Origin of the sequence: Marmoricola sp. RAF53 (assembly GCF_052114005.1) — a bacterium.
In the GTDB taxonomy this organism is placed as follows: domain Bacteria; phylum Actinomycetota; class Actinomycetes; order Propionibacteriales; family Nocardioidaceae; genus Marmoricola.
Genome location: NZ_JBFRDX010000004.1, coordinates 133,849 through 158,417, shown reverse-complemented (window position 1 = coordinate 158,417; position 24,569 = coordinate 133,849). Strand labels below are relative to the sequence as shown.

The 24,569-nt window shown below is 72.3% G+C and carries 27 protein-coding genes; 12 read left to right on the top strand and 15 right to left on the bottom strand.

Annotated features, from left to right (window positions below):
* Nucleotides 1–23: 23 nt before the first annotated feature.
* From AB4Y76_RS04955 to AB4Y76_RS04945, 3 genes are all read left to right on the top strand, one after another.
* A complete protein-coding gene (locus AB4Y76_RS04955; protein WP_441922732.1) occupies nucleotides 24–482 on the top strand; it encodes a DUF6325 family protein in 459 nt (152 codons plus the stop codon).
* A gap of 28 nt (nucleotides 483–510) precedes the next feature.
* A complete protein-coding gene (locus tag AB4Y76_RS04950) occupies nucleotides 511–825 on the top strand; it encodes an SHOCT domain-containing protein (RefSeq protein WP_441922731.1) in 315 nt (104 codons plus the stop codon).
* 153 nt (nucleotides 826–978) lie between these two features.
* Complete coding sequence (locus AB4Y76_RS04945) at nucleotides 979–3,528, top strand: LuxR C-terminal-related transcriptional regulator (RefSeq protein ID WP_441922729.1); 2,550 nt, start codon at nucleotides 979–981, stop codon at nucleotides 3,526–3,528.
* 17 nt (nucleotides 3,529–3,545) lie between these two features.
* Here AB4Y76_RS04945 and AB4Y76_RS04940 read toward each other — a convergent pair whose 3' ends face one another.
* The 4 genes from AB4Y76_RS04940 to AB4Y76_RS04925 all read right to left on the bottom strand — a co-directional run bounded on the left by AB4Y76_RS04940 (nucleotide 3,546) and on the right by AB4Y76_RS04925 (nucleotide 6,004).
* Nucleotides 3,546–3,767, bottom strand: coding sequence for a hypothetical protein (locus tag AB4Y76_RS04940; RefSeq protein ID WP_441922727.1), 222 nt, complete (start codon nucleotides 3,765–3,767; stop codon nucleotides 3,546–3,548).
* Complete coding sequence (locus tag AB4Y76_RS04935; protein ID WP_441922725.1) at nucleotides 3,764–4,216, bottom strand: DUF6325 family protein; 453 nt, start codon at nucleotides 4,214–4,216, stop codon at nucleotides 3,764–3,766. The genes AB4Y76_RS04940 and AB4Y76_RS04935 overlap by 4 nt, the downstream gene beginning before the upstream one ends.
* A gap of 26 nt (nucleotides 4,217–4,242) precedes the next feature.
* Nucleotides 4,243–4,722, bottom strand: a complete 480-nt coding sequence (locus AB4Y76_RS04930) for a DUF7144 family membrane protein (protein WP_441922723.1) — start codon at nucleotides 4,720–4,722, stop codon at nucleotides 4,243–4,245.
* Nucleotides 4,723–4,834: 112 nt separating this feature from the next.
* On the bottom strand, nucleotides 4,835–6,004 hold the full coding sequence (locus AB4Y76_RS04925; protein ID WP_441922721.1) for an acyl-CoA dehydrogenase family protein: 1,170 nt from the start codon (nucleotides 6,002–6,004) through the stop codon (nucleotides 4,835–4,837).
* A 101-nt stretch (nucleotides 6,005–6,105) separates the two neighbouring features.
* Here AB4Y76_RS04925 and AB4Y76_RS04920 point away from each other — a divergent pair, with 101 nt between their 5' ends.
* Nucleotides 6,106–6,516: a CoA-binding protein gene (locus AB4Y76_RS04920; RefSeq protein ID WP_441922719.1), complete on the top strand. Its 411-nt coding sequence runs from the start codon at nucleotides 6,106–6,108 to the stop codon at nucleotides 6,514–6,516.
* Nucleotides 6,517–6,582: 66 nt separating this feature from the next.
* Here AB4Y76_RS04920 and AB4Y76_RS04915 read toward each other — a convergent pair whose 3' ends face one another.
* Nucleotides 6,583–7,842, bottom strand: coding sequence for a fibronectin type III domain-containing protein (locus AB4Y76_RS04915; RefSeq protein ID WP_441922717.1), 1,260 nt, complete (start codon nucleotides 7,840–7,842; stop codon nucleotides 6,583–6,585).
* A gap of 341 nt (nucleotides 7,843–8,183) precedes the next feature.
* On the opposite strand from AB4Y76_RS04915, the gene AB4Y76_RS04910 reads away from it, so the two are divergent.
* Nucleotides 8,184–9,434 (top strand): HNH endonuclease signature motif containing protein, encoded by a 1,251-nt coding sequence (locus AB4Y76_RS04910; protein WP_441922715.1) that lies wholly within the window; start codon nucleotides 8,184–8,186, stop codon nucleotides 9,432–9,434.
* Here the strand turns inward: AB4Y76_RS04910 and purE are convergent.
* Together purE and AB4Y76_RS04900 are read right to left on the bottom strand one after the other, a co-directional pair.
* Nucleotides 9,431–9,961 carry a 5-(carboxyamino)imidazole ribonucleotide mutase gene (gene purE, locus AB4Y76_RS04905; protein ID WP_441922713.1) on the bottom strand — a complete coding sequence of 177 codons (531 nt, stop codon included), beginning with the start codon at nucleotides 9,959–9,961 and terminating at the stop codon, nucleotides 9,431–9,433. The two genes, AB4Y76_RS04910 and purE, sit on opposite strands and share 4 nt — an antisense overlap.
* A complete protein-coding gene (locus AB4Y76_RS04900) occupies nucleotides 9,958–11,121 on the bottom strand; it encodes a 5-(carboxyamino)imidazole ribonucleotide synthase (RefSeq protein WP_441922711.1) in 1,164 nt (387 codons plus the stop codon). Before AB4Y76_RS04900 ends, purE begins: the two co-directional genes overlap by 4 nt.
* Nucleotides 11,122–11,144: 23 nt before the next feature.
* Here AB4Y76_RS04900 and AB4Y76_RS04895 point away from each other — a divergent pair, with 23 nt between their 5' ends.
* Entirely contained in the window at nucleotides 11,145–11,711 is a 567-nt protein-coding gene (locus AB4Y76_RS04895; protein WP_441922709.1) for a mismatch-specific DNA-glycosylase, read from the top strand.
* 18 nt (nucleotides 11,712–11,729) lie between these two features.
* Here the strand turns inward: AB4Y76_RS04895 and AB4Y76_RS04890 are convergent, their stop codons facing one another.
* From AB4Y76_RS04890 to AB4Y76_RS04880, 3 genes are read right to left on the bottom strand one after another with little or no spacing between them, the layout of a single operon-like run.
* A complete protein-coding gene (locus AB4Y76_RS04890) occupies nucleotides 11,730–12,758 on the bottom strand; it encodes an adenylate/guanylate cyclase domain-containing protein (RefSeq protein WP_441922707.1) in 1,029 nt (342 codons plus the stop codon).
* On the bottom strand, nucleotides 12,745–13,245 hold the full coding sequence (locus AB4Y76_RS04885; RefSeq protein WP_441922705.1) for a PH domain-containing protein: 501 nt from the start codon (nucleotides 13,243–13,245) through the stop codon (nucleotides 12,745–12,747). Before AB4Y76_RS04885 ends, AB4Y76_RS04890 begins: the two co-directional genes overlap by 14 nt.
* Before the next feature lie 26 nt (nucleotides 13,246–13,271).
* A complete protein-coding gene (locus AB4Y76_RS04880; RefSeq protein ID WP_441922703.1) occupies nucleotides 13,272–14,054 on the bottom strand; it encodes a biotin--[acetyl-CoA-carboxylase] ligase in 783 nt (260 codons plus the stop codon).
* A gap of 89 nt (nucleotides 14,055–14,143) precedes the next feature.
* Here AB4Y76_RS04880 and AB4Y76_RS04875 point away from each other — a divergent pair, with 89 nt between their 5' ends.
* Genes AB4Y76_RS04875 through rfbA form a run of 4 tightly spaced genes read left to right on the top strand, consistent with a single transcriptional unit; the run spans nucleotide 14,144 to nucleotide 17,489 of the window.
* The gene (locus AB4Y76_RS04875; protein WP_441922898.1) at nucleotides 14,144–15,733 is read left to right on the top strand and encodes an acyl-CoA carboxylase subunit beta; all 1,590 of its coding nucleotides are present in this window, start codon (nucleotides 14,144–14,146) and stop codon (nucleotides 15,731–15,733) included.
* Entirely contained in the window at nucleotides 15,730–15,948 is a 219-nt protein-coding gene (locus AB4Y76_RS04870) for an acyl-CoA carboxylase subunit epsilon (protein WP_441922701.1), read from the top strand. Before AB4Y76_RS04875 ends, AB4Y76_RS04870 begins: the two co-directional genes overlap by 4 nt.
* 18 nt (nucleotides 15,949–15,966) lie before the next feature.
* On the top strand, nucleotides 15,967–16,563 hold the full coding sequence (locus tag AB4Y76_RS04865) for a Maf family protein (protein WP_441922699.1): 597 nt from the start codon (nucleotides 15,967–15,969) through the stop codon (nucleotides 16,561–16,563).
* A 50-nt stretch (nucleotides 16,564–16,613) separates the two neighbouring features.
* Entirely contained in the window at nucleotides 16,614–17,489 is an 876-nt protein-coding gene (gene rfbA / locus AB4Y76_RS04860; protein ID WP_441922697.1) for a glucose-1-phosphate thymidylyltransferase RfbA, read from the top strand.
* Between the two features lie 16 nt (nucleotides 17,490–17,505).
* Here rfbA and AB4Y76_RS04855 read toward each other — a convergent pair whose 3' ends face one another.
* The 4 genes from AB4Y76_RS04855 to AB4Y76_RS04840 are packed head-to-tail and all read right to left on the bottom strand — an operon-like array spanning nucleotide 17,506 to nucleotide 21,012.
* Entirely contained in the window at nucleotides 17,506–18,039 is a 534-nt protein-coding gene (locus AB4Y76_RS04855) for a GtrA family protein (protein WP_441922695.1), read from the bottom strand.
* A gap of 7 nt (nucleotides 18,040–18,046) precedes the next feature.
* Complete coding sequence (gene rfbB, locus AB4Y76_RS04850; protein WP_441922693.1) at nucleotides 18,047–19,036, bottom strand: dTDP-glucose 4,6-dehydratase; 990 nt, start codon at nucleotides 19,034–19,036, stop codon at nucleotides 18,047–18,049.
* A 13-nt stretch (nucleotides 19,037–19,049) separates the two neighbouring features.
* Entirely contained in the window at nucleotides 19,050–20,009 is a 960-nt protein-coding gene (locus AB4Y76_RS04845) for an NAD-dependent epimerase/dehydratase family protein (RefSeq protein ID WP_441922691.1), read from the bottom strand.
* A complete protein-coding gene (locus tag AB4Y76_RS04840; protein WP_441922689.1) occupies nucleotides 19,993–21,012 on the bottom strand; it encodes a glycosyltransferase in 1,020 nt (339 codons plus the stop codon). Before AB4Y76_RS04840 ends, AB4Y76_RS04845 begins: the two co-directional genes overlap by 17 nt.
* Before the next feature lie 106 nt (nucleotides 21,013–21,118).
* On the opposite strand from AB4Y76_RS04840, the gene AB4Y76_RS04835 reads away from it, so the two are divergent.
* Nucleotides 21,119–21,568, top strand: a complete 450-nt coding sequence (locus AB4Y76_RS04835) for a GtrA family protein (protein ID WP_441922687.1) — start codon at nucleotides 21,119–21,121, stop codon at nucleotides 21,566–21,568.
* Nucleotides 21,565–23,823 carry a hypothetical protein gene (locus AB4Y76_RS04830; protein WP_441922685.1) on the top strand — a complete coding sequence of 753 codons (2,259 nt, stop codon included), beginning with the start codon at nucleotides 21,565–21,567 and terminating at the stop codon, nucleotides 23,821–23,823. The genes AB4Y76_RS04835 and AB4Y76_RS04830 overlap by 4 nt, the downstream gene beginning before the upstream one ends.
* A gap of 25 nt (nucleotides 23,824–23,848) precedes the next feature.
* Here the strand turns inward: AB4Y76_RS04830 and AB4Y76_RS04825 are convergent, their stop codons facing one another.
* A complete protein-coding gene (locus AB4Y76_RS04825; RefSeq protein ID WP_441922683.1) occupies nucleotides 23,849–24,562 on the bottom strand; it encodes a class I SAM-dependent methyltransferase in 714 nt (237 codons plus the stop codon).
* Nucleotides 24,563–24,569: the final 7 nt, after the last annotated feature.

Below are 24,569 nucleotides of genomic sequence, written 5' to 3'. Positions count from 1 at the left end.
ACCCTCACGACGTGGGAGGACACATGACCGACAGCACCAGCACCGCCGAGCCCGACGTCGGCCCGATCGAGTACATCGTGGTCGAGTTCCCCGGGGCGAACATGCGGGGCGAGGCGTTCGCAGAGCTGGTGAAGCTCGTCGACGCCGGGATCATCCGGATCCTCGACCTCCGGGTCGCGACCGTGGGCGAGAACGGGGAGTACACGGTCGTCGCGCTGACCGACATCGACGGCGACGGCGAGCTGGACCTGGCGCTGTTCAGCGGGATCGAGTCGGGCCTCATCGACCACGAGGACCTGGCGGCCGGCGCGGCCCTGGTGAACCCCGGCGACGCGATCGGGCTGCTGGTCTTCGAGAACACCTGGGCGGGCCCGTTCATCTCGGCGCTGCGCCGGGCCGACGCCACGCTCATCGACCACGGCCGGATCCCGGTCACCGACGTCATCGAGGCGCTGGACGCCCTCGAGGCCGCCGAGGCCTGAGGCCCCGGACAGAAGAAGGAGACAGGACATGGGTCTGATCCGAGGAATGGCACGTACGGCGGTCGTCGCCGGCACCGCGACAGCGGTCTCGAACCGCGTCTCGCGCCGCCAGGCCGACCGCTGGTCGCAGCAGGACCAGCAGCAGTACGAGGCGCAGCAGTACCAGCAGCAGCAGGCGCAGCAGTACGCCGCCCCGCCGCCCCCGCCGCCGGCGCCGGTCGCGGCGGCCGACGACGGCCCGGACATGCTCGAGCAGCTCGAGAAGCTGATCGGCCTGCGCGACGCCGGAGCCCTGAGCGAGGCAGAGTTCGAGGTGGCCAAGGCGAAGATCCTGGCAGGCTGACGACGCCCCCGGGATCCCCCGATTCGGGCGTCCCGGAGCACGGCGACCCCCGGTTAGCGTGAGCGCGAACCGGGGGTCGACCCGTTCCCCGGAACGCCAGGGGGTCGTGTGCCAGCGAGACAGGACGCAAGTGGGACGTCGCAGCGCCGGCGGGTGGACACACCGTTCTTCCGGTCCAAGTTCACCGCGCCCGGCACGCCGCACCACGTGGTCGCGCGCGAGCGCCTGCTGGACCTGCTCGACGACCTGAGCGCCTACCCGGTCACCGCCGTGGTCGCGCCGGCGGGCGCCGGCAAGACCGCGCTCGCCGCGGACTGGGTACGACGCCGCGACCGGGTCGCCTGGCTCTCCCTGGACGAGTCCGACCGTGACCCCGTCCAGTTCTGGGCCGCTCTGGTGGTGGCGCTGGACCGGCTGGCCCCCGGCATCGGCGAGCGGGCCGGAGTCCTGCCGGACGGCGTCGACGACCTCGAGCCGTCGCTGCGCGTCCTCGCCGACGACCTCGCGGTGCTCGACGCCGAGGAGGCGGTGCTGGTCCTCGACGACGTCCACCGGGTCGAGGGCGAGCCCGCGACCGAGGCCACCCTGCGCTCCTTCGTCGAGCACAAGCCGGACTGGCTGCACCTGCTGCTGCTGAGCCGCCGCCGCCCGCCGCTGCCGGTGGAGCGGCTGCGGGCCACCGGCACCCTGGCCGACGTCGGCTTCGACGTGCTCCGGTTCACCACCGACGAGGGCGTCGCGCTGCTGGCCGGCCTCTGCCCGGGTGTCGCCGCCGACGAGCTCGGACCGGTCGCGCTCCGGGCGGACGGCTGGGCGGCCGCCCTCCAGCTCGCCGCGCTGGCGATCCGCGCGCACGGTCACGAGCACGCGCTGGTCGACGACTACGTCTGGCACGAGGTGCTCCGCGCGGAGCGACCGGACCTGATCGACCTGCTGCTCGCGGTCTCGGTCGTGGACCGGGTCAACTACGGCCTGGCGGAGACGCTGACCGGGCGGGCCGACGCCGGGGACCTGCTGGAGGAGGCCGAGTCCCGCGGGCTCTTCGTGACCCGCTTGGACACCAGCGGGTGGTTCGAGGTGCACGGCCTGGTCCGGGACCTGCTCACCGCCGAGTCCCGGCGCCGCTCGGCGCAGGACCTGCGCACGCTGCACGCCCGGGCGGCCCGGTGGTTCGAGTCCGTCGGCGACGGCGCCACCGCGTTGGAGCACTGGCTCGACGCCGAGGACCCCGAGCGCGCGCTGCTGCTCCTGGCGGACCTGGCGGCACCGCTCGCGCACGCCGGCCGTGGCGCGCTGGTGACCCGGGTGCTGGACCGGCTCCCCGCCGAGGTCGCGCACACCGACCCGGCCGCCCAGGTCCGGGTCGCCTGGTGCCGGCTGCACGTCGACCGCACCGGCTTCGTCGAGGCACTTCCGGCGGTCGACGAAGCGGCCGCCGACCAGGCCACCCGGGAACGTCTCGCGGTTCTCCGCGCGGCCGCGCGGTTCGCGGACGGGGACTGGGCCGGCGCCGCGCGGGCAGCCCGGGAGACGGTGGCCGGCGCCGGAATCCGGCCCGGGCTCGACCCGGTCGCCGGCCACGCCTGGAGCCTGGTCGCGCACGGGCTCGCCCTGACGGAGTGCTGGGACGACGACGGCCCCGAGGTCCTCGAGGCCCGTCTCGGCGCGGCGGCCGACCCCGACCGGCGGACCGCGTTCGAGGGGCCGCGCGCGATCGGCCTCGCGCTCGCGGGTCAGCCGCTGGACGCCCTCCGGGCCGCCGCCGGGGTGCGCCGGGTCGCCCGGGCCGCCGGCATGCAGACCCTGCGCACCGAGCTGAGCCTGGCCGACGCACTGGTCGCGGTGGAGATCGGCGACCGCGAGCAGGCCCGCGCCGAGCTGGACGGGCTGGTCGCGCGGACGGCGTACCCGATGACGTTCGCGGGTTTCGTCGCCCGGATCCAGCTGACCGAGCTGGCCGTCGGCGACGGCCTGCTGGACGAGGCGGCGGTCGCGCTGCGGGCGGCGGAGACGATCTGCCGCGAGGAGCTCGGGCTGCGCGAGTTCGGCGCGGCCGGGGCGGCCAGCCTGCTGGCCCGGACCGGCACCTCGCTCGCCCTGGCCCAGGAGGACCTCACCGCGGCGACGCGGTGGGCGCAGCGGGTCCAGGACCCGTTCTGGGGACCGGTCGAGGCCGCTCGGGTGCACCTGGCGGGCGGCGACCGCCCGGCCGCCGCGGCGGCGCTGGAACCGGCCGTGCCGCGCTGCCCGCGGCACCGCGTGGTCGCTGACCTGGTCGCGGCCCGGGTGCTGCCCGCGAGCGAGCGGGAGCGGGCGGTCAAGGCGGTCACCGCCGCGGTGGAGACCGCCGCCGAGCACGGCATGCTGCAGACGGTCGCCTGGTGGGGCGCGGGCCTGGTGGAGACCATCGAGCTGGCCGCGTGGCGGGTCCCGGACGGGTGGATGCAGCGGCTGCGGCGGGTGCTCGTCCCGGGCCTGGACGAGGGTGCCGAGGACGGCGCCGTGGAGCACCTGACCAGCCGCGAGCGCGAGGTGCTGCGGCTGCTCCCGACCCGGCTCACGCACCGGGAGATCGCCACCGAGCTCTTCGTCTCGCAGAACACCCTCAAGTTCCACCTGCGGCTCATCTACCGCAAGCTCGGGGTCAACTCCCGGGCGGACGCCGTCGAGCGGGCGCGCCGGCTCGGCCTGCTGCGCCGCTGACCCGTCGCTGTCCTTCCTCAGGACCGGAACAGCCGCCGCTGCTGCCGCTCGAACTCGGCCTCGGAGAGCAGCCCGCGGTCGACGAGCCGCAGCAGCTCCCGCAACCCGTCGATCCGGCCGGCGACCACGTCGGTCCGGGCCCGGCCGGCCTGCTCCCCGGCCTGCTCGGGCACGGAGAGCACCGGACGGCGGCGCAGCAGGTCGACCGCCTGCCGCCGGTTCTGGTGCCGGGGCCTCACGACGCACCGCCGGCGCCCGCACTGCGGCGGCGGGCCTGCTCCAGCCGGTGCCGCGGGATCCGCTCGCCCCCGGCGAGCCGGCCTCCCCCGGCCCGGGCGGCCTCGGCGAGCGACCCGGCCCACCGGTCCTCCGCGACCACGATCAGCGCCGACGTCCCGGGCGGCATCGCGCTGCAGGCGAGCGCGATGTCGTCCTCGCTGAGCAGCGCGTCCGGGGCCGCGGGCCGCAGCGCGGCGAAGCCGGCCAGCACCTCCGGCTCGGTGAGCGCGTAGGTGCCGTCCGCCGCCGTCGCCACCCCGACCACGTCGAGCACGCGGAGCTGGCCGGCCGTGGTGAGCTCCTGCAGCGCGTCCGCCACGGCGGCGGTCGCCGACAGGCTCGCCACCGTGACGACGAAGTACTCGACCAGGTCGAGGTCCGTCGTGGCGGGGACGAGCTCCGGCTGCATCGGCTCCCCTGTCCGGGTCGGTGCCGTCAGTACGGCCGGGCGCGCCGGGTGCACAGCGCCCAGATCAGCAGAGCGTTGAACGCGATCACCGTCAGCGACCACCACGGGTAGTGCGGGATGGACGCGAAGTTCGCGAACGTGGAGAGCACGGCGATCACCACACCGCCGATCAGCGCCCAGGACTGCGTCCGCAGGATCCCGACGGCGACGAAGACCGCCACGATGCCGAGGACCACGTGGATCCAACCCCAGACGGTGACGTCGAACTCGAAGACGTAGTCCGGGGTCTTGACGTAGATCGAGTCGTTCGCGATGGCCGCGATCCCCTGCAGGATCTCCAGGCCCGCGATCACGATCAGCAGGATCGCGGCGAACGTCGTGGTGAGGTCGGCGACGGCCGCCTTCCCCGAGTACTCGTAGACCTCCCGGTCGTAGGCGGCCTTCTGCTCGGCTGTCATCGTGGCCGGCTCGCCCGCGTGGGCCCCGGATCCCTCGGTCGCACTCATCTGCTCCTCCTCGCACTCGTCGGCCCTCGCAGTCTCAGGGCGCAGCGGGTGGCACGGCATCACCCCCGGAGGGGTTGGGTGCGGGGTGGGAGCGGGCGGGCGCGCCCGGTGCTCAGAGCTCGGACTGGACCCCGGCGAGCAGCTGCCGGGCCATCACGATCCGCTGGACCTGGTTGGTGCCTTCGTAGATCTGGGTGATCTTCGCGTCGCGCATCATCCGCTCGACCGGGTAGTCGCGGGTGTAGCCGTAGCCGCCGAGGACCTGGACGGCGTTCGTGGTGACCTCCATCGCCACGTCGGAGGCGAAGCACTTGGCCGCGGCGCCGAAGAAGGTCAGGTCGGTGTCGCCGCGCTCGGAGCGGCCGGCGGCGGCGTACGTCATCTGGCGGGCGGCCTCGACCTTCATGCCCATGTCGGCGAGCAGGAACTGCAGGCCCTGGAAGTCCGCGATCGGCTTGCCGAACTGCTGCCGCTCCATCGCGTACTCCAGCGCGTAGTCGAGCGCGCCCTGGGCGACGCCGACGGCCTGCGCGGCGATGGTGACCCGGGTGTGGTCCAGGGTCCGCATCGCGGTCTCGAAGCCGGTGCCCTCGGCGCCGATGATCCGGTCGGCCGGGATCCGGACGTTGTCGAGGTAGACCTCCTTGGTCGGGGAGCCCTTGATGCCGAGCTTCTTCTCCGGCGCACCGAAGGAGACGCCCGCGTCGGACTTCTCGACCACGAACGCGGAGATGCCGCGGGTGCGGGACTCGGGGTTCGTCACCGCCATCACCGTGTAGTACTCCGACTCACCGGCGTTGGTGATCCAGCGCTTCACGCCGTTGAGGACGTACTCGTCACCCTCGCGGACCGCCCGGGTGGTCATGCCGCCCGCGTCCGACCCGGCGTCCGGCTCGGACAGCGCGTAGGAGAAGCCGCCCTCGCCCTTCGCCAGCTTGGTCAGATACTTCGCCTTCAGCTCCTCCGAGCCCGAGATCTGCACCGGCAGCGAGCCGAGCTTGTTCACCGCGGGGATCAGGGACGACGACACGCAGACCCGGGCGATCTCCTCGATGACCAGCACGGTGGCCAGCGCGTCGGCGCCGGCGCCGCCGTACTGCTCGGGCACGTGCGGAGCGTGGAAGTCGGTCTCCAGGAGCGCCTGCGCCGCCTCGGCCGGGTAGCGCGCCTCCTCGTCGACGGCCGCCGCGAACGGAGCGATCTTCGCCTCGGCGATCTCGCGCACCACCTTGCGGATCTCGCGGTGCTCCTCGGACAGGCCGTACATCGGGAAGTCAGACATGTCCTCGATTCTAGGCTCGGGTGAACGGTCACTAACCGTGCTGGGAGGTGACCTTGGTCTCGGGCGCGGAACACCTGTCCGGGCACGGGTGTTCACCCTGCGTGAGCGAGAACTGGCAGGAGCAGAAGTACGTCGACCTGATGCTCGACGAGCTGGAGACCTGGGCGATCGTGGGCCTCTCCGGGGACCCCGGGCGGACGGCGTACCGGATCGCGAGCGCGCTCCAGCAGGCCGGCAAGCGGATCGTCCCGATCCACCCCTCGGCCCCCACCGTCCTCGGCGAGCAGGGCTACGCCTCCCTGGCCGACGTCCCGTTCCCGGTCGACGTCGTCGACGTCTTCCGCCGCTCCGAGAGCGCCGGGCCGTACGCCGACGATGCGGTCGCGATCGGCGCCCGCGGCGTCTGGTTCCAGCTCGGCGTCATCGACGAGACCGCCTTCGAGCGCACCCTCGCCGCCGGCGTCCCGATGGTGATGGACACCTGCCCGCTCATCGAGTGGGGCAAGCGGTAGACGCCCGGCCCTTCAGGCCAGACAGAACTCGTTGTCGAGGCCGCCCGGGCTGCGTCCCGGACGGGCCTAGCTGTGTGGACGCACGTTGGCGTTGGCCGACCACGCCGACCAGCCGCGGATGTTGTGCGCCCGGACCGCGAACGTGTACCGCTTGCCGTTGACCAGTCCGCGGACGACCAACGAGCGCCGCCGGGCGTCAGCCACCGTGTAGAGGCGACCCTTGCGCCTGACCTGGTACAGGTCCACCGGCCCGCGCAGTGGGCTGGCCCAGCGGATCCGCGCCTTGTGCGTGCCAGCCCGGCGTGCGCTGACGACACGCGGCCTGGACGGCACCTGGCTCACCGTGGGCAGCGGCGGGGGTGGCGGGGCCGGCGGGCCGGGCGGAGAAGGCGGCGGGGGCGGCGGGGGCGGCGGCGCGTTGCCGGAGGTAGGCAGCGTGGCGCCGCTCTGCTGGGCCGAGGTGGACTGACCCGCGGCGTTGATCGCGGTCAGGGTGACCRTGTAGGAGGTGTTCGGGGCCAGGCCGGTGAGCATGAATGGAGAGGTGATCCGGGTGTCGTTGGCCGGGTAGTTCTTGGACCAGGTGTCCCCGGAGGAGGAGCGCCACGCCCAGGTGTACGAGGTCGGGGTGCCGCCCTCCTCGGCGGACGGCGCGGACCAGATCGACTGGATGCTGGAGGTGGTCTTCGTGCCCAGGCGGAGCGACGGCTGGCCGGGAGGCTGGTTCGTCGGGCCGGGAGGCGGCGGAGCAGTGCCGCTGCCGCGGAAGGAGAAGACATTCGACGCGTTCGGGTCCAGCGCGACCATGAAGTAGAAGTAATTCGCGTGCAGCGCGTGCTGCTCGAAGTAGGCCAGGGACACGCGGGTGGAGCCCGAGCCGGAGTCGAAGTAGAAGTTGTCGTTCGCGTCGTAGGTGAAATCCTCGAAGCACAGCTCCCGGCAGTTGTTGAAGTCCGGGTCGTCCTCCTGCCCGCGCATGAAGCCGCCGAAGGTCCGGTCCTCGGTGTTGATGAAGGTGATCGAGGTCGGGCGGGTGGGGTCGGGGCCGAAGGAGTAGAAGCGCCGGGTGAAGTAGCCCTGAGCCTGGGCCGTGGAGAGCTGGAAGTTGTCACCCGCCTCCTCGGTGTTGGTGACCGAGCGGCACTCCAGGCCGTCACGATTGAAGTCGTAGGCGTCCGCGGACGCCTCGTGCCGGACCGCCAGGAACCGCGTGTCGCACGGGGTCTGCAAGGTGGTGGCGGCTTGGGCGGCGGGAGCCATCGTGAGCGCGGGCAGGGCGAGCGCGCTGACAGCCAGCGCCGTTGCCGCGAGTAGGCGGGTGAGCATGAGGATCCTCGGCTGCAGTTGAAGGTTGAGAAGCCAGACCTGCCACAGAAGACGCGACAGGTGGGGCCCTGACCCTCACGGTCCACCCGTGCCCGCGCGGCCGACAAGCGCTGCCCTCGTTCCGCAGGCGGGCGGTATAGAACAGGACAGCAACCGAAACGGAGGTTGCCTCAACTGTGTACCTGGACCGGACCACCGAACCCGGACCGCGACAGGTCGTGGCGTTGCTGGGTCGTTCGGGCGCCCGCGCTGCTGAGCGGTTCGATGGCTTATTTGGTCAGGAATAGGAACGCGTCCCGTTCGCGCTCAAGACTGTCGGTGGTCGTCCGTAGCGTTCTGCCATGACCTTCTCCCTCCAGAACCCACCCCGGCCGCGCAAGCCGGTGCGGAGTCTGGAGGCTGCCGCGGTGCTCGCCGCGGCCCGGGCCGCGCAGGTCGACGTGCACGCGGCCGAGGCAAGGAAGCTGGCCGCCGCTGTGGAGTGGGCGCGGCTGCACGAGGTCGACGACCCGGACGCGGCCGCGACCTGGGGCGACACCCCGATCACGCTGGCCGGCGACGGGGCGCCGCTGATCGCCCACGGGTGCGTGGGTGAGTTCGCCGCCGTCATCGGGACGACGACGACCGGGGGCCGCGGCTACCTCGCGGACGCCCTCGAGCTCGCGCACCGGCTCCCCCAGGTCTACGAGGCGATCCAGTCAGGCAGGCTGCCCGCCTGGAAGGGACGCCGGATCGCCGCCGAGACCGTCGTCCTGCCGCCGGACGCCGCCGCGGACCTGGACGCCAGGATCGCGCCGCTCGCGGGCAAGCTCAGCGCGCGAGCGACCCAGCAGATGATCGACGAGACGATCGCCCGGGTGCTGCCGGAACGCGCGCAGGAACTCGCCGACGCCGACACCTTCCAGCGGGTGGTCGTCGACCACCGCCAGGTCTCCTTCATCGGGACCAGCGCGGTGTACGGCGCCCTGGACCTGGCCGACGCGCTCGACCTCGACGAGGCCCTGGACCGCGAGGCCGAGGCGCTCCGGCTCGCCGGGTGCGAGGCGTCGCTCGACGCGCGCCGCGCGATGGCGCTGGGACGGCTGGCCCGCGGCGAGGCCGCGACCGCCGGGCGTCCGGTCACCCTCTACGTCCACCTCCCTGCCGACACCACCGACGCGACCGCACTCGTCGAGAACGGCGGCGGGCCGCACCTGCTCACCCAGGCGCAGGTCGCCCGCTGGTGCGGGAACCCCGACGTGGCCGTCACGGTGAAGCCGGTGATCGACCTGCACCGCCCCCTCGGGACCGGCTCGTACGAGGTCCCGGACCGGATCAAGGAGCACGTCGACCTACGCGACGGCTCGTGCGTGTTCCCGTACTGCGCCCGCCGGGCGCGCACCTGCCAGAAGGACCACACCCGGCCGTACGCCGCCGGCGGCCGGACGCACACCGACAACCTCGGTCCGCTGTGCCAGCACCACCACAACCTGAAGACCCACGGCCGCTGGACGTACTCGGCGATCGAGCCGGGCGTCTACCTCTGGCGATCACCGCACGGCTATGCGTTCCTCCGCGACCACGAAGGGACCCAGGACCTCTCGCCGCCCTAGAAGCCGAGCTTCCGCGGACCCGCGGACTGCTCCCGGACGACCTTGCCCTTCTCGTGGGCCGCGTCGCGCAACGACTCCTGGAACTCGACCATCTTCTGCTGCAGGTCCTGGTCCCCGGCCGCGAGGATGCGGACCGCGAGCAGGCCTGCGTTGCGGGCGTTGCCGACCGCGACCGCCGCGACCGGGACCCCGGCCGGCATCTGCACGATCGAGAGCAGCGAGTCCATCCCGTCGAGGTACTTCAGCGGCACCGGCACGCCGATCACCGGCAGCGGCGTCACCGACGCGAGCATCCCGGGCAGGTGCGCCGCTCCCCCGGCGCCGGCGATGATCACCTCGAGACCGCGACCGGCGGCCTCCTTGCCGTAGCCGATCATCTCCTCGGGCATCCGGTGCGCGGAGACGACGTCGGCCTCGAAGGCGACGTCGAACTCGGCCAGCGCCTCGGCGGCGGCCTTCATCACCGGCCAGTCGGAGTCCGACCCCATCACGATGCCGACGCGCACGTTCCTGGACTGCTCCGTCATTCGCTCTCCTCACCGAGTTCGCCCGCGAACCACGCTGCCGCGTGCCGGGCCCGTTCCAGGCAGTCGGCCAGGTCGTCGCCGTAGGCGTTGACGTGGCCGACCTTGCGGCCCGGGCGCAGGCCCTTGCCGTACAGGTGCACCCGCAGGCGCGGGTCCCGGGCGAGCGCGTGCGGGTAGCCGTCGTACAGCCGGCCGGTCTGCTGCTCGCCACCGAGGATGTTGACCATCACGGTCCAGTTCTCGCGGGCGTCCGGCGCCCCGAGCGGGAGGTCGAGGACCGCGCGGAGGTGGTTCTCGAACTGCGAGGTCACCGACCCGTCCTGGGTCCAGTGCCCGGTGTTGTGCGGCCGCATCGCGAGCTCGTTGACGAGCACCCGGCCGTCGTTGGTCTCGAAGAGCTCGACCGCGAGCACGCCGGTCACGCCGAGCTCGCCGGCCACCCGCATCGCGATCTGCTGCGCCTGCACCGCGAGCTCGGGATCGAGGTCCGGCGCCGGGGCGATCACCTCGCGGCAGATGCCGTCGCGCTGCTCGGAGGCCACCACCGGCCACGCGGCCACCTGGCCGGACGGCGAGCGCGCGACCAGCGCGGACAGCTCGCGGCGGAAGTCGACCAGCTCCTCGGCAAGGATCCGTACGCCGGTCCGCTCGGCGGTCGCGAACGCGTCCGCGCAGTCCTCGGCGGTCTTCACGAACCAGACGCCCTTGCCGTCGTACCCGCCGCGGGTGGTCTTGAGCACGCACGGCAGCCCGAACTTCTCCACCTCGGCGACGTCCGCGACGATCGCGTTCTGCGGGCACGGCACGCCGAGGGCGGCGAGCGACTCGCGCATCACGCCCTTGTCCTGGGCGTTGACCAGCGCGGCGGGCCCCGGGTGCACCGCGAGGCCGTCGGCCTCCAGCGCGCGCAGGTGCTCGGTCGGGACGTGCTCGTGGTCGAAGGTGACGGCGGTGCAGCCGTCGGTGATCCGGCGCAGGGCGGCGAGGTCGGTGTAGTCGCCGACCTCGTGGTCGACGATGACCTGGGCGGCCGAGACGCCCTCGGCCTCGGCGAGGAGCCGCAGCGGGAGCCCCATCGCGGCGGCCGGCTCGGCCATCATCCGGGCGAGCTGACCGCCCCCGATCACGGCGACCCTGGGTGCGAGCTCGTCGGTTGACACGCGGGAAACCCTATCCTCTGCGGATGCAGCGCTTCACCCGGGAGCAGCTCGACTCCTTCCGCGACACCGAGGTCCCCGACCTGTACGGCGACGACCTGCGCCTGCTCTTCGTCGGGATCAACCCGGGCCTGTGGACCGCGGCCGTGCAGACCCACTTCGCGCACCCGGCGAACCGGTTCTACCCGGCGCTGCTCGCCGCCGGGATCATCACCCGCCCGATCAGCCCCTCCGCCGGGATGACCGCGGAGGACCGGGAGCACTTCACCGGCCGCGGCCTCGGTCTCACCAACCTGGTCCGGCGCGCCACCGCCCGGGCCGACGAGCTCTCCGCCGCGGAGCTGCGCGAGGGCGGGGAGAACCTGCGCGCGTTCGTGGCGGAGCACCGTCCGGCGGTCGTCGCGATCGCGGGGATCACGGCGTACCGGAGCGCGTTCGGGTTCCGGGGCGCCAAGCCCGGCCGCCAGCCCGAGCCGTTCGCCGGCGCCACTCTCTGGGTCGTGCCGAACCCGTCCGGCCTGAACGCCCACGAGACCGCGGCGTCGCTGGCGGCGGCGTACCGGGAGCCCGCCGTGGAGGCCGGGATCCTCTGACGGGCCCAGCGACGGGCCTCAGTGCCTCGGGCGGGTCCGGCGCACCGTCACCGGCTCCAGGTCGCCGAACCCGCGGATCGGGCGGGCCGGCAGCGGGCGGGTCTCGAAGTCCTCGGGCGGGAGCAGCTCGGCGGTGCGCTCGTCGATGATCACCCGGTTGCGACGGGCGACGGCGGTGAAGCGGGCGGCGAGGTTGACCGGCGGGCCGTAGACGTCCCCCATCCGGAGCACGACCGGGCCGGTGGCCAGGCCGAGCCGGACGTCCGGGAGCCGTTCGTCGCGGCCGATCACCGCGATGATGTCGAGGGCGATGTCGATCGCCTGGACCGGGTCGGACTCGAGGAAGAGCACCGAGTCGCCGAGGGTCTTGATGACCCGCCCGTGGTGGTCGGCGATGACGTCGGAGCAGCGCGACTCGAAGACCTCCACGAGGTCGCCGATCTCGTTCTCGGCGAGCTCGTTGGACAGCGCGCTGAACTGGACCAGGTCGGCGAAGCCGACGGTCGCCTGCGCGACGTGGGTGTCCTCCTCGCCGGAGCCGAGGATCTCGACCCGCTCGACGGCGGCGGCGAGGTGCCGGCGCCAGGCGTAGACGAGCAGTGCGTCGAAGTGCGGGCCGAGCTTCTCCACCAGGCCGAAGCCGGTGCGCAGCGCGTCCGGGCTGGCCGCGGTCGCGGAGGCGAAGTCGTCGACCGCGTCGGAGAGGGTGGCGACCTCCCAGTCGGCGAGCCGGGACATCGTGTGCCCGACGGCCCGCACCACCCGGACCATCGTGTCGATGCCGATCTGGGCGTCCGTGGCGGCCTCGGCCACCCGGGCGAGCGCGTCCCGGTCGGTCGTGGTGAAGGCGGCCTCGTTGACGGTGTCGGGGAAGCCGAGCGCACGCCAGAGCCGGCGGGCGTCCTCGAGCGGGACCCCGGTGGCGGCCGCGACCTCGGCGCCGCGCAGCGTCGGGACGTCGCCGAGGATGGCGTACTTCAGGTCCGCGACGCTCGGGTCCCCGGGGACGGACGTCCGGGAGTCAGGCCCGGGTTCAGCTCCCGTCATCGGCCTTGGAGCCGTGGAAGAGCAGGTCGGAGAGGGCGAGCTGACGCTTCTCCACGTTCGGCACGTCCGGAAGCTCGACCCGGCCCTGCTCGCTGGCGTCGGAGACGATCAGCGTGCCGCAGCCGAGGATCCGGTCCAGGACGCCCTTCTGGTACGACACGTCGCTGATCCGGGTCAGCGGGATGTCGTGGCCCGAGCGGGTCAGCACGCCCTTGTGGGTGGTGAGCCGCCGGTCGGTGACCGTGTACGTCGAGCCGAACCAGTTCAGGAACGGGATCAGGCCCCAGATGATGTTCACCAGGATCGTGACGCCCCAGATGATCCCGAACCAGGTGGGCTTGTTGTCGTCCGGGAGGCTGGACAGGTAGCCGGCGAACCCGACGGTGACGAGCAGGACCAGCACCGGCATCACGAGCGCCTTGACGTGGGTGCGGGTGGACCAGACGACCTGCTCGCCGGGGTTCAGGTACTTCGGATTGATCGCCACGGGGCGATCATGTCACGGCGCCGGGCTCACGGGGCGCCGTCGGTGACCCGGACGTGGACCACGTCGCCGGCGCCGACGACACGGCCGTCGACGACCAGCCGGCCGCGGTCGTCGACCGCCTCGGCCGCCCCGGTGAACGAGGTGCCGTCCGGGAGGTCGACCCGCACGGTCCGGCCGACGGTGCTGCAGGCGGCCCGGTAGCGGTCCAGGACCGCCGCGGGACCGGCGCTGAGCTCGGCCAGCTCGGCCCCCAGCGCCTGGGCCACCGCGCCGAAGACGGCGGTCCGGTCGACGTCGGCCCCGGCCAGCGCGAGCGAGGTGGCCGTCGGGACCGGCAGCTCGTGCGCGGCCATCCCGACGTTGATCCCGATCCCGACGACCGCGAGCGGCCTGCCCCCGGCCGGCTGCACCCGTTCGAGCAGGATCCCGGCGACCTTGAGGTCGTCGAGGAGCAGGTCGTTGGGCCACTTCAGGGCGACGTCGACCCCGGTCGCGCGGCGTACCCCTTCGGCGACGGCGAGCGCCACCGCGAGCGGGAGCAGCGGCCAGTCGGCGTCGTCGAGGCGGGGGTCGACGACCGCGGAGAACGTGAGCGCGGTTCCCGGTGGCGTCTCCCAGCTGCGGTCCAGGCGGCCGCGGCCGGCGGTCTGGTGGTCGGCGACCACGATCGTCCCGGCGACCGGGTTCTCGGCGGCGACCGCGTTCGTGGAGGTCGCGTTCTCCAGCAGGGTGACCGACCACGCCGGTCCGGCCACGGTCGAGAGGGCCTGGGGTTCGAGGGGTGACCACGCGGTCTGGGGAGTCGGCATACCCACTAGATTGGCCCAGGATCCACCTCTGTTCCACCCCTGAGAAGGAGTCGACAAGCGTGAGCGCACACCCCGGCGAGGGCACCGACCTGCCGACCGACATCGACGTGCACACCACGGCGGGCAAGCTCGCCGACCTGGAGCGTCGCATCGACGAGGCCGTTCACGCGGGTTCCGCGAAGGCCATCGAGAAGCAGCACGCGAAGGGCAAGAAGACCGCCCGCGAGCGCATCGAGGCGCTCTTCGACGAGGGCTCCTTCGTCGAGCTCGACGAGCTCGCCCGGCACCGGTCGGTCGCGTTCGGCCTGGAGAAGAACCGGCCGTACGGCGACGGCGTCATCACCGGCTACGGCACTGTCGACGGCCGCCAGGTCTGCGTCTTCTCGCAGGACTTCACGGTCTTCGGCGGCTCCCTCGGCGAGGTCTACGGCGAGAAGATCACCAAGGTGATGGACCTGGCCATGAAGACCGGCTGCCCGATCATCGGCATCAACGAGGGCGCCGGAGCCCGCATCCAGGAGGGCGTCGTCTCGCTCGGCCTGTACGGCGAGATCTTCCGCCGCAACGTGCACGCCTCGGGCGTCATCCCGCAGATCAGCCTGATCATGGGCAACTGCGCCGGCGGCCACGTCTACTCCCCCGCGGTCACCGACTTCACGATCATGGTCGACCAGACCTCGGCGATGTTCATCACCGGACCGGACGTCATCAAGACCGTCACCGGCGAGGACGTCACGATGGAGGACCTCGGTGGCGCCCGGGCGCACAACACCAAGTCCGGCAACGCCCACTACATGGGTGCCGACGAGGACGACGCGCTGGAGTACACCAAGGCGCTGCTCTCCTACCTGCCGCAGAACAACATGGACGAGGTGCCGTCGTTCGACGAGGTCGCCGACCTCACCGTCAACGACACCGACCTGGCGCTGGACACCCTGATCCCGGACTCGCCGAACCAGCCGTACGACATGCACACCGTGATCGAGTCCGTCGTCGACGACGGCGAGTTCCTCGAGGTCATGCCGCTGTTCGCGCCGAACATCATCGTCGGCTACGGCCGGGTCGAGGGGAAGTCGGTCGGCGTGGTCGCGAACCAGCCGATGCAGTTCGCCGGCACCCTGGACATCGACGCCTCCGAGAAGGCCGCCCGCTTCGTGCGGACCTGCGACGCGTTCAACATCCCGGTGCTCACCTTCGTCGACGTGCCGGGATTCCTGCCGGGCACCGACCAGGAGTGGAACGGCATCATCCGCCGCGGCGCCAAGCTGATCTACGCCTACGCCGAGGCGACCGTCCCGCTGGTCACGATCATCACCCGCAAGGCCTACGGCGGCGCGTACGACGTGATGGGGTCCAAGCACCTCGGCGCGGACATCAACCTGTCCTGGCCGACCGGCCAGATCGCGGTCATGGGCGCGCAGGGCGCGGCCAACATCGTGCACCGCAAGACGCTGGCCAAGGTCGAGGCCGCCGGCGGTGACGTCGAGGCGAAGCGCGCCGAGCTGATCCAGGAGTACGAGGACACCCTCGCCAACCCGTACGTCGCGGCGGAGCGCGGCTACATCGACGCCGTCATCGCCCCGCACGAGACCCGCGCCGAGGTCGTCAAGGCGCTGCGCCTGCTCGCCACCAAGCGCGAGACGCTGCCGCCGAAGAAGCACGGGAACATCCCGCTGTGACCGGCACCGAGTCGCAGGCGCCGGTCCTCCGCGTCGTGAACCCGGACGCGACGCCCGAGGAGATCGCGGCGATCGTGGCCGTCTTCTCCGCGCTGGGCGGCGCGGCGCCGGCCGCGAGGAAGCCGGTGCCCGCGTGGGCCGCGAACGCCGCCCGGATGCGTCCCGCGCACCCGCACGGGCGTGGCGGCTGGCGCTCCAGCGGGCTGCCCCGCTAGAACTCAGGGGTGCCCGCCATGGCTCCTCCTGCCCGCCTGATCCTCGCCTCGGCGAGCCCTGCCCGGCTGGCGACCCTGCGCGCCGCCGGGATCGAGCCGGAGGTCGTCGTCAGCGGGGTCGACGAGGACGCCGTCGAGGCCGCGGACGCCGCGTCGCTGGCCCTCAAGCTCGCCGAGCTCAAGGCCGTCGCGGTCGCGGCCGACCAGCCGCGCGCGCTCGTCATCGGCTGCGACTCGGTGCTGGAGTTCGAGGGCGAGATCTTCGGCAAGCCGCGCGACGAGGCCGACGCGGTCGCCCGCTGGCAGCGGATGCGCGGCAAGGCCGGCGTGCTGCACACGGGGCACTGCGTGATCGACACCCACCGCGAGGTCTGGCTGGGCCGCTCCGCGGCCACCCAGGTCCGCTTCGCGGCCGTCAGCGACGAGGAGATCGAGGCCTACGTCGCCACCGGGGAGCCGTTGCGGGTGGCCGGCGCGTTCACGCTGGACGGCCGCGGCGCCGCGTTCGTGAGTGGGATCACGGGCGACCCGCACAACGTGGTGGGCATCTCGGTGCCGCTGCTGCGGCTGATGTTCGACGAGCTCGGCTTCGTCTGGCACGAGTTCTGGTCCTGAATCCCGGGGTCCTGCGAAAACCTGCTCGCGGACACGGCAAGATACGGCCCATGCGCGGAATCATCCTGGCCGGAGGGACCGGCTCCCGACTTCACCCGATCACCCTCGTCACCAGCAAGCAGCTGGTCCCGGTCTACGACAAGCCGATGATCTACTACCCGCTGTCGACGCTGATGATGGCCGGCATCCGGGACATCCTCGTCATCACCACCCCGACCGACACCGGCCGCTTCCAGGAGCTGCTCGGCGACGGCAGCGCCTTCGGCATCAACCTGACCTACGCGCAGCAGCCGAAGCCCGAGGGCCTGGCCCAGGCGTTCACCATCGGCGAGGAGTTCATCGGGTCCGACTCGGTCGCCCTCGCGCTCGGCGACAACCTCTTCCACGGCCCGTCGTTCGGCCGGAACTTCAAGGAGATCCAGGACGTCGACGGCGCCACCGTCTTCGCCTACTGGGTGGCCGAGCCGTCGGCGTACGGCGTCGTCGAGTTCGACGAGAACCGCAAGGCGATCTCCCTGGAGGAGAAGCCGGAGAAGCCGCGCAGCCACTACGCCGTGCCCGGCCTGTACTTCTACGACAACACCGTGGTGGACATCGCGAAGCACCTGAAGCCGTCGGCGCGGGGCGAGTACGAGATCACCGACGTCAACCGCACCTACCTCGACCAGGGCCGGCTGCACGTGCAGATCCTCGAGCGCGGCACCGCCTGGCTCGACACCGGCACGTTCGACGACCTCAACGACGCGGGCAACTTCATCCGCACCATCGAGAACCGCCAGGGCCTCAAGATCGGCGCCCCCGAGGAGGTCGCCTGGCGGCAGGGTTTCCTCTCCGACGACGAGCTGCGCGAGCGCGGCCAGCGCCTGGAGAAGTCCGGCTACGGCAAGTACCTGCTCCGGCTGCTGGAGTCGGACGACTACCGCTGAGCCGACCCGGCCGGGCTCAGAGCTCGCCGGAGGGCACGTCCTCGGCGGGCTGCAGCGAGCCGGACTTGTGCTCCGGCGGGTTCTCGACGGTCGCGGCCACCGGCAGGACCTGCTGGCCGGTGAAGACGAACTTCCGGAAGGCCCAGAACCGGAACAGCATGCCGAGGACCGCGCCGATCACGTTGCCGGCGATGTTGTCGGCGTAGATGGTGTCCCAGCCGAACACGTTCCGGCTGACCCACAGGATGCTGATCGGGATCGTGAACGAGGCGAAGTTCACGATCACGTACGCCACCAGCCCGCCACCGGGGCCGGCGGCGTGCCGGTGCCGGAACGCGTAGTAGCGGCTGCCGTAGAAGCTGACCAGCATGCCGACCGAGTTGGCCAGCAGGTAACCGGTGAGCGGGTGCCCGTGCATCGGGCCGCCGAACCAGCCCTTGACGCCGTGGACGAGGGCGTTGAACAGGACGAGCGAGACGCCGGTGGCGACGATGTTCACCGCCGAGAAACGGATGACCTCCCCGGTCAGCCTCTGCAGGCGCCTCGACATCGCGTGCTCAGTGCCCCAGGGCCGCGCGAGCCTTGAGCGGTTCCCACCAGTCGCGGTTGTCCCGGTACCACGCGACGGTGTCGGCCAGGCCCTGCTCGAACGGGACCTGCGGGCTGTAGCCCAGCTCCGCGTTGATCTTGGAGATGTCCACCGAGTAGCGCAGGTCGTGGCCGAGCCGGTCCTGGACCCGGTCGACCCGGTCCCAGCCGGCGCCGGTGGCCTCGAGGAGGAGCCCGGTGAGCTCCTTGTTGGTCAGCTCGGTCCCGCCGCCGATGTTGTAGGTCTCGCCGATCCGGCCCTTCGTCAGGACCAGGTGGATGCCGCGGCAGTGGTCGTCGACGTGCAGCCAGTCGCGCACGTTCGTGCCCTCGCCGTACAGGGGCACGTTCTTGCCGTCGATCAGGTTGGTCACGAACAGCGGGATGACCTTCTCGGGGAACTGGTACGGCCCGTAGTTGTTCGAGCAGCGGGTGATGCAGACGGGGACGCCGTGGGTGCGGTGGTAGGCACGCGCCAGCAGGTCGCTGGAGGCCTTGGACGCCGAGTACGGCGAGTTCGGGAGCAGCGGCTCCTGCTCGTCCCAGCTGCCCTCCTCGATCGAGCCGTAGACCTCGTCGGTCGAGACGTGCACGAACTTGTCGACGCCGACGGTCAGCGCCGCGTCGAGCAGCGTCTGGGTGCCGACCACGTTGGTCATCACGAAGTCGCGGGCGCCGAGGATCGAACGATCCACGTGGCTCTCCGCGGCGAAGTGCACGACCGCGTCGACCTCGCCCATCAGCTTGTCGACGAGCTCCCGGTCGAGGATGTCGCCCTCGACGACGCGCAGGCGCGGGTCGTCGGCGACGGGGGTGAGGTTCTCCCGGTTGCCCGCGTAGGTGAAGGCGTCGAGCATGACGACCTCGGTCGGCTCCTCGAGACCCCAGGCCCCGGTGAGCAACGTGCGGACGTAGTGACTGCCGATGAAACCGGCGCCACCGGTGACCAAGAGCTTCATTCACTGCCTTCTATCAGGTGCTGTGTTCCAGAGGAGATCGCAGACTAGCCTCCACGGCGGCCAAGCATGACGCGATCCCGACAGCCAACGGCGTCGACGCGTGCCGGTCCAGGCTAGGCCACACCTCCGGCCGGAGCCGCAGGTCGGGTACCTGGAAGCGTGCCACGGGCGAGCTGCCGAGGATCATCGGGGGTCGACGTCGCGAGACCCGGCGGAGCTCGCCCAGGATCTGCCCGACCGTCACCGAGCGGCCGCTGGCGAGGATCCGGACGTGCGTCCCGCCGGTCTCGCCGAGCCGGTCGAGGCAGGCGACGACCGTGGCCGCGGCGTCGGTCACGTAGAGGTAGTCGCGCATCGTGTCGAGAGGCACGTACACCGAGAGCGGGCGGCGCCGCAGGTGCGCCTCGCAGAGCAGCGAGATCAGGCCCTGCCCCTTGCCCAGGTCCTGCCCGGGGCCGTACAGGTTCGCGATCCGGCCGACCAGCAGCGGGGTCCCGGTCCGCTCGGCGAACGCCCGGAACAGCGCCTCGGCACGCAGCTTCGCGTGCCCGTACGGCGAGATCGGGACCGGCTCGGTGCTCTCGGTGAACGGCGGACCGCTGGACCCGGCGTACACCCCGCCCGCCGACGAGGCCATGAAGACCGCCCGGCGAGCCGGTTCGGCACGGGGCTGCCAGCGCTCCAGGAAGGCGGCCAGCACGGCCAGCTCCTGCTCGAACTGGTCCGGGGTACTGGCGACCACGCCGGACCCGGCGCACCACGCCAGCCGCCAACCGTCGTCCGGCAGGGCGTCGGCCTGGCTCAGCAGCGCCTCGACCGCCGCCTCCGGGTCCGACCAGGGAACGGACGCCGGCCGGACCTCGTCCCCGGCCGCGGTGACGGCCTGCCGCACGGCGTTGCCGAGCAGGCCGCGCGCTCCGACGACCCAGGTCGGCGCGCGGCGGCCCCCGAGGGGCTCACCGGGCGGCGTCACGACCGAGTGGTCCCTCCGCCGGGTCCTGGGTGGCGACGTAGAGCGGCTTGCCGAGCGCCATGTTCACGGTCACGCCGATGTACTCGGCGATCACCCCGAGGGTGAGGATGATCGCGCCGGAGCTGATCAGGATGACCACCGCGAGCGAGGTCCAGCCCTGCACCGGCGCCTCGTCGACCAGCTGGCGGACGACGAGGCCGACCGCGGCGAGCAGGCCGAGCGCGGCCAGGATGAGCCCGAGCAGGCTGACGATGCGCAGGCCGCGGGTCCCGCCGGTGAGCACCATCCGCAGGAAGTCGGTGACCGAGCGGCGCAGCGAGTAGCCCCAGCGGTGGTCCCGGTCCGCCCGCATCGTCACCGGCGTGGAGGCCGCACTGCCGACCACCCAGCCGAGCGCGATGTCGAGGTACACCCCCGAGCCGGCGTACGCGGCGACCCCGCGGCCGACCTCGCCCAGGACGAGCCGGTAGCTGCCGAACAGGGAGGCGTCCGGACCGCCGCTGAGCGCATTGACGGCCCGACGAGCCACGACACCGGACATCCGGCCGACCGAGCGCGGCGGGTGCGCGTCGCGGCCGTAGACCACCCGCGCGCCCTCGGTGACCGCGGTGTCCAGCAGCGCTCCGAGGAACGCCGGGTCGTGCTGGCCGTCCTCGTCCATCGTCACGATCCACTCGCCGCCGGCCGACGCCATCCCGGCCAGGGTCGCGGCGTGCTGGCCGAAGTTCCGGCTCAGCCAGACGGGACGGATGAAGTCGTGGCGGGCCGCGAGCTCGCGGATCACCCGCGGCGAGTCGTCGCTACCGCCGTCGTGGACCAGCAGCACCTCGCCGACCCGGTAGCGCAGCCCGCCCTCCGTGGTCGTCACCGCGGTGTGCGCGACCAGGTCCTCGACGGTCGCCGCGAGGCACCCCTCCCCCTCGTAGACCGGGATCACGACCGAGATCAGGTGCTCCGGCGCGCTGGGCTCGGACGCGCTGGGCGCCGGCGGGGAGGAGGTCACGACGCGGACTATAGTCTCAGAGCCGTTCGCCCGGATCCGGATTCCGGGCGGTCGCTCCGCGCCCTGCGCACGGCTGCTCCCCGACCCACCAGGACTGAGAAACCCCATGCCCGAACCCGCCGCCGACACCGACGGTTCGGCACTCCGACGACTTCGCGCACTGGTCGGTTCGCGCGAGTTCCGGTTCCTCGTGGTCGGGGGGTTCAACACCGTGTTCGGGCTGTTCCTCTTCGTGGCCTTCCACGCGCTGCTCGGCGATCAGGTTCCCTACCTGGTGGTCCTGCTGGCGTCGTACGCGGTCGGCATCGTGGTGGCGTTCACCACGCAGCGGCTGTTCGTCTTCCGGGTCGAGGGCCAGGTCGCGAAGGACCTGGCCCGCTTCGTCCTGGTGCAGCTCACCGCGCTCGGGACCAACGCGGTCCTGCTCACCCTGCTGGTCGAGGTGGTGGGGGCGCCGGTCGTGCTGGCTCAGGTGATCGCGCTCGGCGTGATCGTGGTCGGGACCTACTTCGGCCACCTGTTCTTCTCCTTCCACCGCCACCAGGAGGCCGCGTGAGCGACCGCTCGCCCCTGAAGACGCTGCTGCGGTCGGGCTGGGTCCCGGCCGCGGTGGTCGTCGGCCTGACCGCCGTCCTGCTGAACGTCGCCGCCGAGGTCGCGTTCCGCGACATCGCGCTGTTCGGGGCCTACCTCGTCGGGTGGCTGGTGCTCCCGGGGACCCTGATCTGGCGCTTCGTGGGCCGGCGCCTCGGGCCGCGTCCGCTGGCGGAGGACCTGGCTGTCGGCGCACTGGTCGGGTACGTCGTCGAGTTCCCGGTGTACCTCGCCTGCCTGGCCGTCGGCGCGCCGCGCCTGTACCTGGCCTGGCCGCTGGTCATGCTGCTGGTCACGCTGACCAGCGCGGGCGGACGCAGGTTGTGGCGGCCGACGAGGATGCCGATGCCGGCGTGGTGGTCCTGGGGCGTCGCCGCCCTGATGGCGCCGACGGTGATCTGGTTCGCCCGTCATACCTGGTGGCCGGCGCCGCAGACCGACGAGTCGCTGCGGCGCGCGTACGTGGACGAACCGTTCCACCTGAGCCTCGCCACCGGCCTGAAGCACTTCTTCCCCCAGCGGGTGACGTACGTCGCCGACACCCCGCTGGACTACCACTGGCTGAGCCACCTGCACGTCGCGGCGGCGTCCTGGGTGAGCGGCGTGGAGCCGATCGTGCTCCTGCGGACGATGACCCTGCCGGCGCTCTTCCTGTTCGTCGTGCTCGGCCTCGCCCACGTGGCCGTCCGGCTCACCGGCGCCCGGTGGACCGGCCTGGTGGCGGCCGGCGCGATCCTGATCGCACCGATCGACTTCTCGGGCTGGAGCAACGGCGGTGGGGAGCGCCTCCTGGCCAGCCGCCTGATCGCCTCGCCGAGTGCCGGGTTCGTGAACGCGGCCCTCCTGCTCGGTCTCCTGCTGTGCCTGGAGATCCTCCGCGGTCGCCTGCGGGACTGGCCGGTCTGGGTCCTGGCCGGGCTGAGCATGGTCGCGATGATCGGGGCGAAGTCGACGTCCCTGCCGACGCTGCTCGCCGGTCTCGTCGCCGCCGCGGTCCTCACCTCCTGCCTGCAGCGGCGCGTCGACAAGGTCGCGACGGGCCTCGCGGCGCTGGCGCTGATCACCTTCTACGGGGGCAAGACCTTCTTCTTCGGTCCGGGCAACCACGGCCTCGCGGTCGACCCGTTCGCCTTCACGAGCCAGCACGGGGACCTGCCCCGCTGGGCCGCGGCGATCGCCGCGCTCTCGTTCCTCGGCTACCTGTCCACCGGCGCCGGCACCCTGGCCCTGCTCGCCCGCGCCGGCTGGCGCCGTGCCGACCACGTCTTCCTGGTGGTCACCTGCCTGGCCGGGCTCGGCGCCGGGCTGACCTTCCACCAGAGCTCCAGCTCGGAGTACTACTTCGTCTACGTCGTCTTCCTGCCGATCCTGCTCGGCGGCGTGCTCGGCCTGCACCACCTGGTGCACGACCTGCCGGGCCGGCTCGTGCTCCGCGTCGGGGCGACCGCCTTCGTCGCGGGCTGCGTGGTGACCCTGGTGGTGATCGGGCTGGACCTGACCTCGCTGGCACCGGAGCTCGACGACTCGTCCTCGGCGGGGGTGTTCGTCCTGCGCTGGTTCGTGGTCCCGATGCTGGTCACGCTGGCCCTCTGCGGGCTGGTCGCCTGGGGGGTGCTCCGCGGCTGGCGGTCCCGCCTCGGCGCGACGCCGGTCTCGGCCCTGGTCCTTCCGGTGCTCGTGCTCACCCTGGCCGGCGCCGGTCTCGCCCCGACGGTGCGGACCCTGCCCGACGTGGTCACCGACGTCCGCGGCACCGAGGACCTCGGGAAGGGCTCCACCCTCATCGGCCGCGGCGGCATCCAGGCGGCTCGCTGGCTCCGCGACCACACCGCGGTCGACACGGTCGTGGCGACCAACGCCCACTGCCAGTGGGTGAACACGCCGACCTGCGTCCCGCGCGCGTTCTGGATGGCCGGGTACGGCGAGCGCCAGTTCCTCGTCGAGGGCTGGTCCTACGTCTCCCGCTCGAGCGTCGGCCTGCCGGCGCCGGCCGACGAGAACACCACCACCGGTCCGTTCTGGGACCCGAAGCGGCTCGCGCTGAACGACGCCGCGTTCCTCCACCCCGGACCGGAGACGCTCGGCGCGCTGCGGGACAAGTACGGCGTCAGCTGGCTGCTGGTCGACCGCCGCTTCCCCGTCGACATCGACGGGCTGAAGGAGCACGCCACCCGGCGCTTCCGCTCCGGCGTCTACACGGTCTTCGAGCTGCGCTGACCGCGCCGGCTCCTGAGGAGGGTCCTCAGGAGGGTTTCGTCGCGACCAGCACGACCGAGGAGCCGAAGGGCAGGTCGCGCCGCCGCAGCACCCGCTGGTCCCAGCGGCACAGGCCCATCAGGACCTTCTCCACCGCCGGCGCCACCTCGGGCAGGCTGGTGTCCGGCTCGGCGGACGCCTTCCGCAGCTTGCGGAGCACCCGCTCCGCGCTGAACATCGGCAGCGTCCCGGCGAACATGTAGGTGCTCCGCTCCACCGTCAGCCCGGTGGCGGCCACCGCAGCGGTCAGCCGCTTGCGGGTGTAGCGGCGGTAGTGGCCCGCGTCGACGTCGAACTGGGTCCAGGCCCACTGGTACGCCGGCACCGCGAGGAACATCCGGCCCCCCGGACGAAGCACCCGGGCGAGCTCGGATACCGCCTTCGACTCCGGCTCGCAGTGCTCGACCACGTCGAAGGCCGCGACCACGTCGAAGGTCTCGTCGGAGAACGGGAGCTCCATCGCCGAACCGCAGACGTCGCCCGGGGAGAGCGCGTCGAGGTCGACGTCCAGGGCCACCCGGTGCCCGTGCTCGCGCATCCAGGACACGCTCGGCCCGTCGGCGCTGCCCACGTCGAGGACCCGCTCGGGGGTCCCGATCCACGGTTGCAGGATCGTGCGGAGGAGCTCGGACCGCGCCCGGTACCACCAGTAGTCGGGCTGGGCGATGGACGACGAAGACGCCTGGTTCACATGAGCCATAACGCGA